The organism is Streptomyces sichuanensis (assembly GCF_020328095.1).
GTDB lineage: Bacteria > Actinomycetota > Actinomycetes > Streptomycetales > Streptomycetaceae > Streptomyces > Streptomyces cinnamoneus.
The window spans coordinates 1-15,263 of record NZ_JAIXMK010000171.1 but is presented as its reverse complement, the minus strand read 5'-3'; the positions used below and the strand labels follow the sequence as shown (position 1 = coordinate 15,263).

14 protein-coding genes, 1 tRNA gene and 1 pseudogene are annotated in these 15,263 nt (G+C 71.8%); 11 read left to right on the top strand and 5 right to left on the bottom strand.

Features of this window, described 5'->3' with window-relative positions:
• From LE181_RS29750 to LE181_RS29735, 4 genes and pseudogenes are all read left to right on the top strand, one after another.
• Positions 1-792: pseudogene (locus LE181_RS29750) on the top strand (DNA polymerase III subunit gamma and tau); the annotation flags it as partial.
• 241 nt (positions 793-1,033) lie between these two features.
• Positions 1,034-1,369: a YbaB/EbfC family nucleoid-associated protein gene (locus LE181_RS29745; protein ID WP_225664616.1), complete on the top strand. Its 336-nt coding sequence runs from the start codon at positions 1,034-1,036 to the stop codon at positions 1,367-1,369.
• Between the two features lie 71 nt (positions 1,370-1,440).
• A complete protein-coding gene (gene recR / locus LE181_RS29740) occupies positions 1,441-2,040 on the top strand; it encodes a recombination mediator RecR (RefSeq protein ID WP_071963900.1) in 600 nt (199 codons plus the stop codon).
• On the top strand, positions 2,033-2,698 hold the full coding sequence (locus tag LE181_RS29735) for a DUF5063 domain-containing protein (protein WP_225664615.1): 666 nt from the start codon (positions 2,033-2,035) through the stop codon (positions 2,696-2,698). Before recR ends, LE181_RS29735 begins: the two co-directional genes overlap by 8 nt.
• A gap of 278 nt (positions 2,699-2,976) precedes the next feature.
• Here the strand turns inward: LE181_RS29735 and LE181_RS29730 are convergent, their stop codons facing one another.
• The gene (locus tag LE181_RS29730) at positions 2,977-3,222 is read right to left on the bottom strand and encodes a hypothetical protein (RefSeq protein ID WP_225664614.1); all 246 of its coding nucleotides are present in this window, start codon (positions 3,220-3,222) and stop codon (positions 2,977-2,979) included.
• 312 nt (positions 3,223-3,534) lie between these two features.
• On the opposite strand from LE181_RS29730, the gene LE181_RS29725 reads away from it, so the two are divergent.
• The 5 genes from LE181_RS29725 (at position 3,535) to LE181_RS29705 (ending at position 9,047) form a co-directional block, all read left to right on the top strand.
• Complete coding sequence (locus LE181_RS29725; protein ID WP_225664613.1) at positions 3,535-4,806, top strand: aspartate kinase; 1,272 nt, start codon at positions 3,535-3,537, stop codon at positions 4,804-4,806.
• Positions 4,803-5,915, top strand: coding sequence for an aspartate-semialdehyde dehydrogenase (locus LE181_RS29720; RefSeq protein ID WP_225664612.1), 1,113 nt, complete (start codon positions 4,803-4,805; stop codon positions 5,913-5,915). Before LE181_RS29725 ends, LE181_RS29720 begins: the two co-directional genes overlap by 4 nt.
• A gap of 412 nt (positions 5,916-6,327) precedes the next feature.
• Positions 6,328-7,038, top strand: a complete 711-nt coding sequence (locus LE181_RS29715; protein ID WP_225664618.1) for a SigE family RNA polymerase sigma factor — start codon at positions 6,328-6,330, stop codon at positions 7,036-7,038.
• A complete protein-coding gene (locus LE181_RS29710; RefSeq protein WP_225664611.1) occupies positions 7,035-8,081 on the top strand; it encodes a hypothetical protein in 1,047 nt (348 codons plus the stop codon). The genes LE181_RS29715 and LE181_RS29710 overlap by 4 nt, the downstream gene beginning before the upstream one ends.
• 66 nt (positions 8,082-8,147) lie before the next feature.
• Positions 8,148-9,047, top strand: a complete 900-nt coding sequence (locus LE181_RS29705) for an SURF1 family protein (protein ID WP_225664610.1) — start codon at positions 8,148-8,150, stop codon at positions 9,045-9,047.
• On the opposite strand, the gene LE181_RS29700 is transcribed toward LE181_RS29705, so the two are convergent.
• Positions 8,986-10,827 carry a S9 family peptidase gene (locus LE181_RS29700; RefSeq protein WP_372458540.1) on the bottom strand — a complete coding sequence of 614 codons (1,842 nt, stop codon included), beginning with the start codon at positions 10,825-10,827 and terminating at the stop codon, positions 8,986-8,988. The two genes, LE181_RS29705 and LE181_RS29700, sit on opposite strands and share 62 nt — an antisense overlap.
• Before the next feature lie 130 nt (positions 10,828-10,957).
• On the opposite strand from LE181_RS29700, the gene LE181_RS29695 reads away from it, so the two are divergent.
• Positions 10,958-11,662, top strand: coding sequence for a PaeR7I family type II restriction endonuclease (locus LE181_RS29695; RefSeq protein ID WP_225664609.1), 705 nt, complete (start codon positions 10,958-10,960; stop codon positions 11,660-11,662).
• 13 nt (positions 11,663-11,675) lie between these two features.
• Here LE181_RS29695 and LE181_RS29690 read toward each other — a convergent pair whose 3' ends face one another.
• The 3 genes from LE181_RS29690 to LE181_RS29680 all read right to left on the bottom strand — a co-directional run bounded on the left by LE181_RS29690 (position 11,676) and on the right by LE181_RS29680 (position 14,702).
• Complete coding sequence (locus LE181_RS29690; protein ID WP_225664608.1) at positions 11,676-13,352, bottom strand: Eco57I restriction-modification methylase domain-containing protein; 1,677 nt, start codon at positions 13,350-13,352, stop codon at positions 11,676-11,678.
• A gap of 264 nt (positions 13,353-13,616) precedes the next feature.
• Positions 13,617-13,690: transfer RNA gene (locus tag LE181_RS29685), tRNA-Pro, on the bottom strand.
• Between the two features lie 85 nt (positions 13,691-13,775).
• Complete coding sequence (locus LE181_RS29680; RefSeq protein WP_225664607.1) at positions 13,776-14,702, bottom strand: metallophosphoesterase; 927 nt, start codon at positions 14,700-14,702, stop codon at positions 13,776-13,778.
• A 141-nt stretch (positions 14,703-14,843) separates the two neighbouring features.
• Between LE181_RS29680 and LE181_RS29675 the strand changes: the two genes are divergently transcribed.
• Positions 14,844-15,263, top strand: a 420-nt coding sequence (locus LE181_RS29675) for a GatB/YqeY domain-containing protein (RefSeq protein WP_225664606.1), incomplete at its 3' end; no start/stop codon positions are given.

Genomic DNA, 15,263 nt, shown 5'->3' with positions numbered 1-15,263 from the left:
CCGCAGGCCGGAGCCTGGCCGACGGCCGCCAAGCCTGTAGCCGCCGCCCCGGCCGGAGCCTGGCCCTCCGGGTCCGCCGCCCCGGCCGCGCCCGCCCCGGCCCCGGCCGCCGCGGGAGGCGCGTACGCCCAGGCCCAGGCCCAGCCCATGGCTCAGGGCGACGCCGGGCAGGCCCGTCAGATGTGGCCCAACATCCTGGAGGCGGTCAAGAACCGCCGCCGTTTCACGTGGATCCTCCTGAGCCAGAACGCCCAGGTCGCCGGCTTCGACGGCACCACCCTGCAGGTCGGCTTCTCCAACGCCGGAGCCCGCGACAGCTTCACCAACAGCGGCAGTGAGGACGTGCTGCGGCAGGCCCTCGGCGACCTCGGCGTGCAGTGGAAGACCGAAATGGTGGTCGACCCCTCCGGGGGCGGCGGCCAGCCCGCCGGAGGCTTCGGAGGCGGAGGCGGAGGCGGAGGCGGTTTCGGCGGCGGCGGTGGCTTCGGTGGCGGTGCTCCCGCCCCCTCGGTCTCGTACAGCCCGCCCCCGGCGCACGCCCCCGCCGCGGCCTCCCAGCCGGCGCCGCAGGCCGCCCCGGCCCCGGGACCCCCGTCGCGCCCCGCCCCGTCGTCCGCGCCCCCGGCCGGGCCCGCGCAGCAGTACCGCGAGCCCGAGCCGTCGCCGGTCGCCCCCGAGGACGACGTTCCCGCCGAGGACGACCCCGACCTCGACGACACCGCCCTCACCGGCCACGACCTGATCGTCCGCGAGCTGGGCGCAACGGTCATCGAAGAGATCGCCAACGAATAGCCGGGCGGCACCGCTGATCGGACACCGCTGATCAGACACCCCTGACCGGACACTGCCGACCGGCGGTTGCGTGGATGCGGAAGGTGGTCGGACGGGCCCGGACGGTGAGCGTCCGGGGAAGGCGCCCCCTACGCTTCCGGGCGCTCCCGGTCTCGTTCCTGCGGCGTAGGGCGCGCCGCCCGGGGAGCACGTAGGCTCGGGCTACCGAAGCAAATAGTTGTCGACAGCCAGGAGCGAACCAGTGATCCCCGGTGGCCAGCCCAACATGCAGCAGCTGCTTCAGCAGGCCCAGAAGATGCAACAGGACCTCGCCGCGGCCCAGGAAGAGCTGGCGCGCACCCTCGTCGAGGGCACGGCGGGCGGCGGCCTCGTGAAGGCGACCGTCAACGGTGCCTGTGAGCTCCAGGGCCTGGTCATCGACCCCAAGGCCGTGGACCCGGAGGACACCGAGACCCTCGCCGATCTCGTCCTCGCCGCCGTGCGCGACGCCAACGCGACCGCCCAGCAGCTGCAGCAGCAGAAGCTCGGCCCGCTCACCCAGGGCCTCGGCGGCGGCATCCCCGGCCTGCCGTTCTGACCTGACCCGGTCACCACGGCGGCCGTGACCGTCACAGAAGCCGCGACCCTCGCAGAAGGAGAACCCGATCCGTGTATGAAGGCGTAGTCCAGGACCTCATCGACGAACTGGGCAGGCTGCCCGGCGTCGGTCCCAAGAGCGCCCAGCGGATCGCGTTCCACATCCTCCAGGCGGAGCCGGCCGACGTCCGCCGGCTCGCGCACGCGCTGACCGAGGTCAAGGCGAAGGTCCGGTTCTGCGCGGTCTGCGGCAACGTGGCGCAGGAGGAGCGGTGCCGGGTCTGCCAGGACCCGCGCCGCGACCCCGCCGTCATCTGCGTCGTGGAAGAGCCCAAGGACGTCGTCGCCATCGAGCGGACGCGCGAGTTCCGCGGCCGTTACCACGTGCTCGGCGGGGCCATCAGCCCCATCGAGGGCGTCGGCCCGGACGACCTGCGCATCCGCGAGCTGCTCGCCCGGCTCGCGGACGGCACGGTCACCGAGCTGATCCTGGCCACCGACCCCAACCTTGAGGGAGAAGCCACCGCCACGTACCTCGCCCGCATGGTGAAGCCGATGGGGATGAAGGTCACACGTCTGGCCAGTGGCCTGCCCGTCGGCGGCGACCTTGAATATGCCGACGAGGTCACGCTCGGGCGTGCCTTCGAAGGGAGACGACTTCTCGATGTCTGACGCAACGCTGCACGACGCGAAGCGCGACCCGGACGACTTCGTCGTCTCCGTCGCGGATTCGATCGAGAGCTTCATCGTGGCCGTCGCCGAGGTGTCCCGCGGCGACGAACCCGACAGTGCCGTGCCCTTCCTGCTGCTGGAGGTCTCCCAGCTGCTCCTCACGGGCGGCCGGCTGGGCGCGCACGAGGACTTCCTCCCGGACGAGCGGTACGAGCCGGACGTCGGCCCCGAGCCGGACGTCGACGAGCTGCGCGAGCGGTTCGCGGCCATGCTCGACCCGGTGGACGTCTACTCCGAGGTCTTCGACCCCTACGTCCCGCGCAGCGCGCCCGTCGCGTCCCGGATCTCCGACGACCTCGCCGACATCATCACCGACCTGCGGCACGGCATGGCGCACTACCGCGACGGCCGCGTCAGCGAGGCCCTGTGGTGGTGGCAGTTCTCCTACCTCTCCAACTGGGGCCCCACCGCCTCCGCTTGTCTGCGCGCCCTGCAGTCGCTCGTCGCGCACGTCCGGCTCGACCAGCCGCTGGCCGAGCTCGACGGGCTCGACACGGACGCCGTCGCCGACGAGCAGCTGGCCGAGGAGGCCGGACGCGTCATGGCGGCCGAGATCGGCGGCCCGCTGGGCATGCGAGCACGGCCGCTGGGGACCTGAGGCGCGCCGCCCCCGAGGGCCGGGCGGGGCCAGTCCGGCGAGGCCGGGCGAGGCTGGCACGGCTCTGCGGGGTGAGACCGGGCGAGGCTGGCAAGGCCCTGCCGGGCGAGGCTGGCACGGCTCTGCTGGGTGAGGCCCAGCGTGGCCCGGCTCGGCCGACAAGGCCCTCCCGGCGAGGCCCGGCGCGGTCGGCACCGCTCTACCCCGCGAGGCCCGGCAAGGCTCTCCCCGCGCCGGCCGCCGCGGCTCTGCCGGCCAGGCCCAGGCCAGCCGCGCGGCTATGCGCTGCCCGGCCCGTCGGCGTCGTCCTCCGCAGCGTCGTCTTCCGCTTCCGCTTCGTCGGCGTCCTCGCGCTCCTGCCCGTCCTGCCCGTCCTGCCCGTCCTGCCTGTTCTCCCCGCCGGGCGGCGGCGTGACAGCCGCGTCCCCGGCCGCTTCCTCCTTCTCGCGGCGCTTGCGCGCGAGTTCCGCGGCCACCTTGTCCGAGTGCAGCCGCATGTCCGCTTCCGCCTTGCGGTCGAACACGGTCACCTCCAGAGCTCACGACACCTTTGCCCGGCACGGCACGGCACGGCACGGCCCGCCCGCTCCCGCCGGCGCCCTTCTGTCAGCGTCTCCGCGCCAAACCGGCCATCAACGCTCACGACGGCGTTCCCGGCGGCGTACGGACGCACACCGGGGCGCCAGGGGCGTGATCGCGCCGCCCGTACTCGTCCCGAGCGTGCACTCCCACCGCGCGCTTTGGCCGCACATCTCACGATGTGACACCGGCATGGTCGATTCCGACCGCTCGTTAGACTGAACCGACCGCATTACGTATAGCTGCGAGGAGCGCACGTGGGCCTTGTCGTGCAGAAGTACGGAGGCTCCTCCGTTGCCGATGCCGAAGGCATCAAGCGGGTCGCCAAGCGAGTCGTGGAAGCCAAGAAGAACGGCCACCAGGTGGTCGTCGTGGTTTCCGCGATGGGCGACACGACGGACGAGTTGATCGATCTCGCCGCGCAGGTTTCGCCGATCCCTGCCGGGCGCGAGTTCGACATGCTGCTGACCGCCGGAGAGCGGATCTCCATGGCTCTGCTGGCGATGGCGATCAAAAACCTCGGTCACGAGGCGCAGTCGTTCACCGGTAGCCAGGCCGGAGTCATCACCGACTCGGTCCACAACAAAGCGCGCATCATCGATGTCACGCCCGGCCGCATCCAGCAGTCGGTGGACGCGGGCAACATCGCGATCGTGGCCGGTTTCCAGGGTGTGTCCCAGGACAAGAAGGACATCACCACCCTGGGCCGCGGCGGCAGCGACACCACCGCCGTCGCGCTGGCGGCCGCGCTGGACGCCGAGGTGTGCGAGATCTACACGGACGTCGACGGTGTCTTCACCGCCGACCCGCGGGTCGTGAAGAAGGCCCGGAAGATCGAGTGGATCTCGTTCGAGGACATGCTGGAGCTGGCCGCGTCCGGCTCGAAGGTGCTCCTCCACCGCTGTGTGGAGTACGCACGCCGTTACAACATCCCGATCCACGTCCGCTCGTCCTTCTCGGGACTGAAGGGCACCTGGGTCAGCAACGAACCGCAAGGGGACCAGCCGATGGAGCAGGCGATCATCTCGGGTGTCGCGCACGACACCTCCGAGGCGAAGGTCACGGTCGTCGGGGTGCCGGACAAGCCGGGCGAGGCGGCGACGATCTTCCGTGCGATCTCCGACGCCGAGATCAACATCGACATGATCGTCCAGAACGTCTCCGCCGCTTCCACGGGCCTGACGGACATCTCCTTCACCCTGCCGAAGACCGAGGGCCGCAAGGCGATCGAGGCGCTGGAGAAGACGAAGTCCCGCGTGGGCTTCGACTCCCTGCGCTACGACGACCAGATCGCCAAGATCTCGCTGGTCGGTGCCGGGATGAAGACGAACCCGGGCGTCACGGCGACGTTCTTCGAGGCGCTGTCCAACGCCGGCGTGAACATCGAGCTGATCTCGACCTCCGAGATCCGCATCTCGGTCGTCACGCGCGCGGACGACGTGAACGAGGCCGTGCGGGCCGTGCACACGGCCTTCGGCCTGGACACCGACAGCGACGAGGCCGTCGTCTACGGAGGCACCGGCCGATGACGTCCGTGGGCCCGGGCGGGGCGGGCGTCGTGCGTGCGACTGCGGACGGCGCCCGCTCCACCCGGCCCACGCTGGCCGTCGTGGGGGCCACCGGCGAGGTCGGTTCGGTGATGCTGGAGATCCTCTCCCGGCACGCCGACATATGGGGCGAGATCCGGCTCGTCGCCTCCGCGCGCTCGGCAGGACGGAAGCTGACCGTCCGGGGCGAGGAGGTCGAGGTCGTCGCGCTGAGCGAGGAGGCGTTCGAGGGCGTCGCCGTCGCGATGTTCGACGTGCCGGACGACGTCGCCGCGCGCTGGGCGCCCATCGCGGTGGCCAAGGGCGCGGTGGTCGTGGACAATTCGGCGGCGTTCCGGATGGATCCGGACGTGCCGCTGGTGGTGCCCGAGGTGAACGCGCACGCGGCCCGGCTGCGGCCGCGCGGCATCATCGCGAACCCGAACTGCACGACGCTGTCGATGATCGTCGCGGTGGGCGCGCTGCACGCCGCCTTCGGGCTGACCGAGCTCGTCGTCGCCTCGTACCAGGCGGTGTCGGGCGCCGGCCGGGCGGGCGTGGACGCGCTGCGGGCGCAGTTGGCGGCCGTGGCCGGTACGGAGCTGGGCACGCGGCCCGGTGACGTGCGGCGGGCGGTCGGCGACGCGGGCCCGTTCCCGGCGCCGGTGGCGCTGAACGTGGTGCCGTGGGCAGGGTCGCTGATGGCCGACGGGTGGTCCTCGGAGGAGCTCAAGGTGCGTGCCGAGTCGCGCAAGATCCTGGGCCTGCCGGAGCTGCGGGTGAGCGCGACGTGCGTGCGCGTACCGGTGATCACGACGCACTCGCTGAGCGTGCACGCGCGGTTCGAGAACGAGGTGACCGTCGAGCGGGCGCACGAGATTCTGGCCAATGCTCCGGGAGTGGTGCTGTGCGACAGCCCCGCCGAGGGGGAGTTCCCGACTCCGGCGGACGCGGTGGGCACCGATCCGACGTGGGTGGGGCGGGTGCGGCGCTCGCTGGACGACCCGACGGCGCTGGAGCTGTTCGTCTGCGGCGACAACCTGCGCAAGGGCGCGGCCCTGAACACCGCACAGATCGCGGAAGTCGTGGCGGCGGAGCTGACTGCTCAGTAATACTTGGGACGCCCGGGGGGACGGCGGGGAGAAGCCCGGTAGGAATACGGGTGGCCGGGTGAAGGTTGTGTGATCAACTCGTTGGTCCAGACCGCTTGAATCCGCGCTCGGAGTGGGCGGACGATCGACTAGAAATGGACGGACGATCGGTCCGTCCGACCGTGCGCTCCCCGTCCCGCCGCAACCGCAGCCGGGGTGGGGAGCGTCTTTGTTGCCGTCTCTCATGACGGCACCAAAACCGGGGCATTCGGGGCATCTAGGAAGAGCTGGTACGCATGAGGGCAAAGGGCGCATCGCTTGACGAAGCGTCATCAATCGCTACCGCGGTGCCTTGCGCGTACAACCCTGACGGGGGGAAGCGTGTCCAACAGGCGTGGCAGACGTCATCAGCATCGCAACCGTCCCGAGGCGCATGGGCGCCCCGGGGCGCCCGCGTACCGCAGCACCGGGCGGCATGCCGGTGATCGCCCCCTGGCCGGCCGCCCGCCCGGCGCAGCTGCCCCCGCAGACGTCTCCCGTGGGAGGCGTGCCGACGGCCGCCGCCCCGTCCCCGACGGCGCAGTTGTCCGCCGCCGGGATGCCCACGGCGGCGCCCGCGCCGTGGGGGGGCGCTGACGAGGCGATGGCAGCGGGCACCACAGTCGACCACCTCACCGAGACCTACCGGGCCCACTACCGGTCGCTGCTCGGTCTCGCCGCCCTGCTCCTGGACGACACGGCCTCCTGCGAGGACGTGGTGCAGGAGGCGTTCATCCGGGTGCACTCCGCGCGCAACCGTGTCCGTGAACCGGAGAAGACGCTCGCCTACCTGCGGCAGACCGTCGTCAACCTGTCCCGCTCCGCGCTGCGCCGCCGCATCCTCGGGCTGAAGCTGCTGTCCAAGCCGATGCCCGACATGGCGAGCGCCGAGGAAGGGGCGTACGAACAGCTGGAGCGCGACCAATTGATCAAAGCCATGCGTGGACTGCAGCGCCGTCAGCGCGAGGTCCTCGTCCTGCGCTACTTCGCCGACATGACCGAGGCCCAGGTCGCCGAGACCCTGGGCCTCTCGCTCGGCTCGGTCAAGGCGTACGGCTCCCGCGGCATCGCGGCGCTCCGGATCGCCATGGAGGCGCCGGTATGAGTCAGCAGCACCGTGACGGTGGGGGCGAGCTGGACGAGCAGGCGCTGCGGCGGCTGCTGCACGGCGCGGTCGACGACATCGAGCCCTCCGCCGATGCGCTGGAGCACCTGCAGCGTGCGGTGCCGATGCGGCGTACCCGCCGCAGGCAGGCGGCGGTGGGCGTCGCCGCAGCAGTGATCTTCGGCGTGGCGGCCATGCCGGCGCTGATCCACGTCGCGACGACGGTGGGCACCGCCGACGACCGTCCGGCCAACGCGGCCAGCAGCCGCCAGCGCACCCACGAGCTGTCCGAGGGCCGGCGCGGCGCCGGCGGCGAGGACGACAGGGCGGGGGCCACCACCGCCGGGCCGGACGAGCGCAAGGGCGAGGACGGGCACAAGGGCGAGGAGGGCCGGCAGGACGGCAGCGCCGCGGGCCCCACGGGCTCCACGGGCGGCACGCCCCCGGCAGCCGGCCCGACGCTCGCCGCGTCCTCCCCCACCTGCGACCGCAACCAGCTCGGCAACGGCGTCGGCAGCGTCGGCGCCGCCGACAAGGACGGCCGCGTCTACGGCGCCTTCCGCGTCGTCAACGTCTCGCACTCCGTCTGCTCCGTCGCCGGGGCGGGCGTCGTGGCGGCCCAGGCACGCGGCAGCGCCGAGAGCTCACGGGTCTCCGTCGTGGACCACACCGTCGGCGACGCGGCGTCCGGGCTCCCGGACCCGTCCACCGAGCCCACCCAGGTGATCCTGCAGCCGGGCCAGGCGTACGAGATCAAGTTCGCGTGGGTCCCCTCGGCCGACGGGGGCCGCAGCGGCTGCAACCGGCCCGGCCCCACCCCGGCCCCGCAGCCCAGCCCGTCCGCGGCCGCGGGCTCCTCGGCCACCGCCACGGAGCAGCCGCCGGCCACGCAGGACGCCGCGCCGGCCAGGCCCCCGGCGAGCGTCGTCCTCAGCCACACCCCCGAGGCCGGTGAGCCGAAGGCCGCCGACACGACCATCCCGGACGCCTGCGCCGGCACGATCTACCGCACCGGCGCCCTGGCGGCACCCCCGGCGGCGTAGCGCCTCCGGCCCGGCCCGGGCGCACCCGCCGGACGGCGGCGACGGCGCTGCCCGTACCGTGGTGGTGTGTATCGGTTCCTGCTGACTCCCCGCTGGTGGGGAATCAACGTCTTCGTGGTGCTGGCCATCCCCGTGTGCCTGTTCATGGGCAGCTGGCAGCTCAGCCGCTTCGAAACGCGCGTGGACACGCACCGCGACCGGCAGACCCAGGCCGACGAGGCCCGGGCGGCCGACGCCGCGCCCCTGAACCGGCTGCTGCCCGTGAGCACCGAGACCTCCGGCCGCCGCGCCGCCGCGACCGGGCGCTACGACACCGAGCACCAGCTGCTCGTCCCCGACCGCGACCTGGACTCCCGCAAGGGCTTCTACGTCCTCACCATGCTGCGCACCGACGGCGGCAAGGCCCTGCCGGTCGTACGCGGCTGGCTGCCCGGCGACGCCGGCTCCCGGGACGACACCGCGAAGATCCCTGCCCCGCCGGCCGGCGAGGTCACCGTGACGGGAGCGCTCCAGGCGTCGGAGAGCCCGTCGTCCAAGGGCGTACGGACCTCCGGCGGCCTGCCGCAGGGCCAGCTCGGCGTGATCAGCGCCGCCTCGCTGGTCAACCTCGTGCCGTACGGGGTGTACGACGCGTGGATCACCGTGTCCGAGGCGGCCGCCCCGCTGACCGCGGTGCCTCCGGCCGCCGCTCCGAACAGCGGCCTGGACCTCAAGGCGTTCCAGAACCTCGGCTACACCGGCGAGTGGTTCGTCTTCGCGGGCTTCGTGCTCTTCATGTGGTTCCGGCTGTACCGCCGTGAGGTGGAGGCGGCGCGGGACCTGGCCCTGGGCCTCGCCCCCGGCCCGTCGGACGAGGACCGGGGCGGGCCGGAGGGACCGGGCGGTCCCGCCGGCCCCAACGGGCCTAGCGGCGCGGACGGCCCAGATGGCGCTCGACGAAATCGATCTCAAGCCGAAGCTGTTTGATCCGCTCCTCCATCACCAGCGAGCCGTGCCCCGCGTCGTAGCGGTACACCTCGTGCGGATGGCCGCGCCCGGCCAGGCGCTCCACGTAGTTCTCCACCTGGCGTATCGGGCAGCGCGGGTCGTTCATCCCGGCGGAGATGTGCACCGGGGCCCGCACCCGGTCGACGTACGTCAGCGGTGACGACGCCGCGAAGCGCTCCGGCACCTCCTCCGGCGTGCCGCCGAGCAGGGTCCGGTCCAGCGCCTTCAGCGCCTCCATCTCGTCGTGGTAGGCCGTGACGTAGTCCGCGACCGGCACCGCGGCCAGCCCCAGCGCCCACGCCTCGGGCTGCGTGCCCAGGCCGAGCAGCGTCAGGTAGCCGCCCCACGAGCCGCCGGCCAGCACGAGCCTCTCCGGGTCGGCGAGCCCCGAGGCCACGACGTGCTCGCGCACCGCCGCGATGTCCTCCAGCTCGATGAGGCCGACGCGGTGCTTGAGCGCGTCCGTCCAGGCGCGCCCGTATCCCGTGGAGCCGCGGTAGTTGACGCGGACGACCGCGAAACCGTGGTCCACCCAGGCCGCCGGCTCGGCGGCGAACGCATCGCTGTCGTGCCAGGTCGGGCCGCCGTGGATGTCGAAGACCGTCGGGAAGGGACCCTCGCCGGCGGGCGTCTGCACCAGCGCGTGGATCCTGCCGCCGGGCCCGTCGACCCAGAGATCGGAGACGGGCACGGAGTCGGGGGCCCGCTCGATGCCGTGCGGGACGGCGGGGGCCGTCAGGACGACGTGCCCGGCCGTCGAGCGCACGACGGGCGCCTTGGCAGCGGAGGACCACAGGAACTCGACCGTCCCGTCCGGCCGGGGCAGCGCCCCCGAGACCGTACCGGCCGGGGTCTCCAGGCGGGTCAGCCCGCCGTCGGCCAGCTCGTACCGCCACAGCTCGCTGCGCGCGTGGTGACTGTGGTCAATCAGCAGCGCCGTGCCGTCGGGGAACCAGGCCGCGTCGAGGTCGCCCGGCAGGTCGACGGCCAGCGCCGTCTCCTCCCCGGTGACCGCGTCCCAGAGCATCGGCTCCCAGCGGCCGCGCCGCTGGTGCCCGACGAGCAGCCGCGAATCCCCCTCGACGGGGGAGAACCCCATCGCGGCCAGCCCCAGCTCCTCCGTGCCGCCCCGGGTGTCGTCCAGCTCGCCGACGGGCGTGCCGTCCGTCCGGACGACCCGGATCGCCGCGTGCATGGCGTCGCCGTGCTCGGTGTGCTCGATCGCGATCAGCGAGCAGTCGTGGGAGAGACCGCCCACGCCGGCCGACTGCTGGTGCCGGTAGACCTCGACGGTCCCACCACCGGGGCGCACGACGTGCACGGTCGAGCCGCCCTCGTCCGTGGACCGCCCGATGACCGCCGTCCCGTCCCGGCCCAGCGCCAGCCCGTCCGGATACGAGGGCTCAAGCTCCGGCGCCGCCGGCTCGTCCGCCCCGCCGTGGAACGGCTGCCGCACCCACACGCCGAACTCGTCGCCGTCGGTGTCGGAGAACCACCAGATCCACTCCCCGTCCGGCGACAGCACCCCGCCCGTCGTCCCGTTGGGCCGGTCCGTGACCTGCCGCTGCCGGCCCGTGGCCCGGTCCCAGGCGTACAGCTCGTAGGTCCCCGTCGCGTTGGACGTGAACAGCGCCCGGTCCGGAGCCCCCTTGGCCCACCGCGGCAACCCGACCCGAGGCGCCCGGAACCGCTGCTCCCACACCGGCATACCCCCCACACCGACCGCCTCCCCCTGCAGGAACCCGTTGCTCTCAGCCATGCCCCCATTCTGCGCCGGGCCACTGACAATTCGGCGGGCGGCTTCGCAGCCTGCAGACTTGTGCTGCCGATCGGCGCCTCATGACGGCGGCAACCGGTCGGCGCTGACCGACGACCAGGAGGGGGAAGAGATGGACGCGAAGGGCATCCAGAAGGCGATCGAGGAGTTCTGGTTCACGCGCGGAAACCAGAAGGGGAAGCTGGCGGACGGAGGGGCGGCCGGCGGAGAGGCCCGCGCCAATGGCCATATGAAGACCCTTGAGACCCTGGTGAAGCAGGCGTTCCTTGACTGCGGCATCCCCGAGGACTGCATTCACACCGGACGGCCCTACCTGCCCGGGTACTACCGGGTGCGGAAGCAGTGGGACCTCGTGGTGATCTACAAGGGCGCCCTCGTCGCGGCCTTCGAATTCAAATCCCAGGTCGGCAGCGTGGGAAAGAACTTCGGTAACCGCTTCGAGGAGGCGCTCGGCAGCGCGACCGACCTGGACGCCGCTCAGAAGCAGAACAGCTCCTTCGGCGACGTGCCACCGTGGCTGGGCTACGTCTTCGTCCTCCAGGAAACGGACGAGACCGAGACGGAAGGGCGCGCCACGAACGCACTGTTCCCGACGGACCCTGCCTTCGAGGGTCTCTCCTACAGCCAGCGCTACCAGGAGATGCTGCGACGCTTCATCGGCGAAGGCGTCTACCAGGGCGGCTGGTTCGTCACCACCCAGCGGAACGACGACGGGAGCGTCACCTACGGCGAGCCCTTGGCGACGGCCACCGGACAGACGCTTCGGGTGGCGATCGAGGGGCGGGTCAAGTTGGTGAAGGCAATGCTGGGCGACTAGCCCGGCAGCGGGACTAGTCCGGCAACGCGGTGAGCCCGTAGACGCGCAAGGCCGCCGCGGTGGCGGCCTTCACGTCACGGCGGTCGAAGGCCTGGGCCAGGGCTTCCCTGTCGCTCTCGTCGATCGATCCGGGGTCCGGGACGCGGATCTTACGAAGGTACTGCGCCTGGAAGCGAAGGGTGCCCCCGCGCATCTTGACCGCATAGGCGTCCACGAATGCCTCCGCCACCTTGGACAGCAGCAGGCCGCCGAGCACGCGCATGTCCCAGGCGTCGGAGACGATGAAGTACAGGTTGTGGTGCGGATACAAACCGCCTTCGTCGAGCACCGGATGGATCCGGAGCTTCATGTCCGGAAACAGAAGCTTCTGCCTGCGCGTGAGCCGGTGGTCGACCTTGTCGATGGTCTTGTACCAGCGCTGGGGCTGCTTGACCGCGACGTAGCGCTTTCGCAGTGCCTCGCCGTGCTTCTCGAAGTGGCGGGCGAGCCGGGGGTACTCAGCGAGATCGACCAGCTGGCCGTCTGCCGTCCAGGGGTTGACGAGGTACGTGCCGGTCCAGTCCAGTGTGCCGCTGGTGGTGTCACGGACCATGGCCATGGGCAGGAGGCGGTCATCCTCGACCAGGTTCTCGTCCTGGGTGAGGAAGACCTTGTCGGCACCGGTGGCGATGCCGATTCCGACGCGCGTCCCCGTCCCGATGTCCTCCAGCGGCCGGAAGCGCTCGGTGAGGTCGTCCAGGACCGCCAGCCTCGCAGGCGAAGCGGCAGGCCAGGAGTCCTCCCCGGGGAACCAGTGCGGCATGCGGGCAGCCTGGTACGCGTCCGTCGCGGCCGACGCCGGGCCGTCGGCCGCGTACCAGGCGGCGAAGTCGCGGGCTTGCTCGGCGCCGAACGAGCGAGTGGTGTCCGCGGCGACGGCCACGCCCTGCCGCCGGTTCGAGATCACCGTGATCGCCGGATACGCCGAGACCTGCTCGTCGAACGCGTCGACCTCGTGCATCACCAGGGCTAGATCCATGCTGAAGTCGCTGGTCACCAGGTGCCGCAGTCGGCGGCCGTACTGGTTGCGCATCCAGCGGTCCGCGCAGATGAAGCCCAGCTGCCCGCCGGGAGTGAGGCTCCTCAGGGCGACTTCGTAGAAGCCGACGTAGATGTCCGCACGGCCACCCATCGTGGAGCAGGCGTCACGGTACGCGGCCATCCGGTCGTCGGGAACGTCTTCGAGGCGAATGTAGGGAGGGTTGCCGACCACATAGTCGGCGCGGTGCTCCGCGTCCGTCTGGAGGAGGTAGTCGCCCTGCCTCACCCAGGCGGTGGCCACGCGCCCGGCGTCTCTCTGCGCCCAGCCGTCGTCCTGGAGCGTCCGCCGGACCAGCGCCCGGCTCAGCTCCACATTGTGGTCCAGGAGGTCGAAGGCCCGGACGGCGTCGACCGCATCCGTGACGGGCCGGCCGTGAAGCCGGCACGACGCGCTGATCCTGGAGGCAACCACGCCGAGAAACGCCCCGGCGCCGCAGGCCGGCTCGACGAGCTTCAGATCGCAGAGGTCCCTGTCGGGGCTGTAGCCGAGGAGATCGAGGATGAGCTCCACGACCCAGGCCCGGGTGAACACCTCGCCGTTCTCCACGGCCTCCTGCAGAGATGCAGGAAGGGAGAAGTCGTCGGTGCCGAACAGCGCGATAGTTGCCACCTCAGGACAGTACCGCCCCGGTCTCCATGACCTTCTCGTTCATCCACAGTGCGTAATCGGATGATCGCAGGAGTCGAGGAGGGTCCTGCCCGGGTGTGCTGCGCGTCGTGCGCTCGGCCGCGCGAGGGGATCTCGGAGATATCCCGACGGGGCGTCAGCTGGCGCCCGGAAGTGCTTCGCGGGGAGTCATGAAGAAAAGCCCCGGAAACGAGTCAGAGCCTTGATCCACTCAGTGGATCAAGGCTCTGACCTGGTGCAACCAAGTCGGGGTGGCGGGATTTGAACCCACGACCTCTTCGTCCCGAACGAAGCGCGCTGCCAAGCTGCGCTACACCCCGCTGCAACGAGCTCTACTTTAGCGGAATCGGGCCCGGAGGCGAAATCCGGTTCTCGGGGAGGTGCAGGTGGGGGCCCGCGCGGGGGTCAGTCGCGGGGGACGAGGGTGAGGAGGGTGGCCTCCGGGGGGCAGGCGAAGCGGACCGGGGTGTAGCGGTTGGTGCCGCAGCCCGCGGAGACGTGGAGGTAGGACCGGTGGCCCTCGGCCTCGTGGGTGGAGAGGCCCTTCACGCGCCGGGTGTCGATGTCGCAGTTCGTGACGAGCGCGCCGTAGAACGGGATGCACAGCTGTCCGCCGTGCGTGTGCCCGGCCAGGATCAGCGGGTACCGGTCGGCCGTGAAGGCGTCCAGCACCCGCAGGTACGGGGCGTGGACGACCGCCATCGAGAAGTCGGCGCCCTCCTGCGGGCCGCCCGTCACGTGCTCGTACCGGTCGCGCTTGATGTGCGGGTCGTCCAGGCCCGTGAGCGCGATCTCCATGCCGTCGATCTTGAGCGAGCCGCGGGTGTTCGTCAGATTGACCCAGCCCGCCGTGTCGAAGCCGTCGCGCAGCTCCTCCCACGGGTTGTGGATCACGCCGACGGCCGGGGCGTTGCCGTTCAGGCCGTGCCGCCCGGTGGCCTTCTCGATCAGGTAGCGGGCGGGGTTGCGCAGCTTGGGGCCGTAGTAGTCGTTCGAGCCGAAGACGTACGCGCCGGGGAAGCGCATCAGCGGGCCGAGCGCGTCGAGCGTCTCGGGCACGCCCTCCGGGTCGGAGAGGTTGTCGCCGGTGTTGATCACGAAGTCCGGGCGGAGCCCGGCCAGCGACTGCAGCCAGCGCTGCTTCTTGCGCTGCCCGCCGACCATGTGGATGTCGGAGACCTGGAGCACCCGCAGCGGCCGCATGCCCCGCGGCAGCACGGGCACGGTGACCCGTCGCAGCCGGAAGGAACGGACTTCGAAGCCGGCGGCGTAGGCGAGGCCCGCCGCGCCGACCGCTGTGATTCCCAGGGGTACTCCGTATCGCGCACGCATGGTGCCCATCGTCGCAGACCCGGGTGGGTGCGGCGTCACGGGCCGGGGGCAGTAAGGGAGTTACGGCCGCGGGCGCGCGGCCGGGCGGCCGGGGGGCGTTAATTCGCGGCGTGCGCGGGGGCGGGATGCGAAGATTGCGGCATGACCACGCTGAAGTCCAGGCTCCACGACGACCTCACGACCGCCATCAAGGCGCGCGACGAGCTGCGCTCCTCCACGCTCCGCCTCACCCTGTCCGCCATCGCCTACGAGGAGACCGCGGGCAAGGCCGCCCGTGAGCTCTCGGACGACGAGGTGCTGAAGGTGATCACCCGCGAGGCGAAGAAGCGCCGGGAGGCCGCCGACGCGTTCGACAAGGGCGGCCGGGCCGAGTCCGCCGAGCGTGAGCGGGCCGAGGGCGAGATCCTCGCCGACTACCTGCCCAAGCAGCTGTCGGACGACGAGCTCGCGACGATCGTCGCGGACGCGGTGGCGGAGGCGAAGGCGGGCGGCGCCGAGGGGCCGCGTGCCATGGGCGCCGTCATGAAGATCGTGAACCCGAAGGTGGCCGCCCTCGGCGCG

Excerpts from the sequence above, each read along its gene's own strand:
- LE181_RS29680 (WP_225664607.1), bottom strand. The coding sequence starts at position 14,702 with ATGCGTGCGCGATACGGAGTACCCCTGGGAATCACAGCGGTCGGCGCG.
- LE181_RS29710 (WP_225664611.1), top strand. The coding sequence starts at position 7,035 with ATGAGTCAGCAGCACCGTGACGGTGGGGGCGAGCTGGACGAGCAGGCG.
- LE181_RS29715 (WP_225664618.1), top strand. The coding sequence starts at position 6,328 with ATGGGCGCCCCGGGGCGCCCGCGTACCGCAGCACCGGGCGGCATGCCG.
- LE181_RS29720 (WP_225664612.1), top strand. The coding sequence starts at position 4,803 with ATGACGTCCGTGGGCCCGGGCGGGGCGGGCGTCGTGCGTGCGACTGCG.
- LE181_RS29700 (WP_372458540.1), bottom strand. The coding sequence starts at position 10,827 with ATGGCTGAGAGCAACGGGTTCCTGCAGGGGGAGGCGGTCGGTGTGGGG.
- LE181_RS29735 (WP_225664615.1), top strand. The coding sequence starts at position 2,033 with ATGTCTGACGCAACGCTGCACGACGCGAAGCGCGACCCGGACGACTTC.
- LE181_RS29695 (WP_225664609.1), top strand. The coding sequence starts at position 10,958 with ATGGACGCGAAGGGCATCCAGAAGGCGATCGAGGAGTTCTGGTTCACG.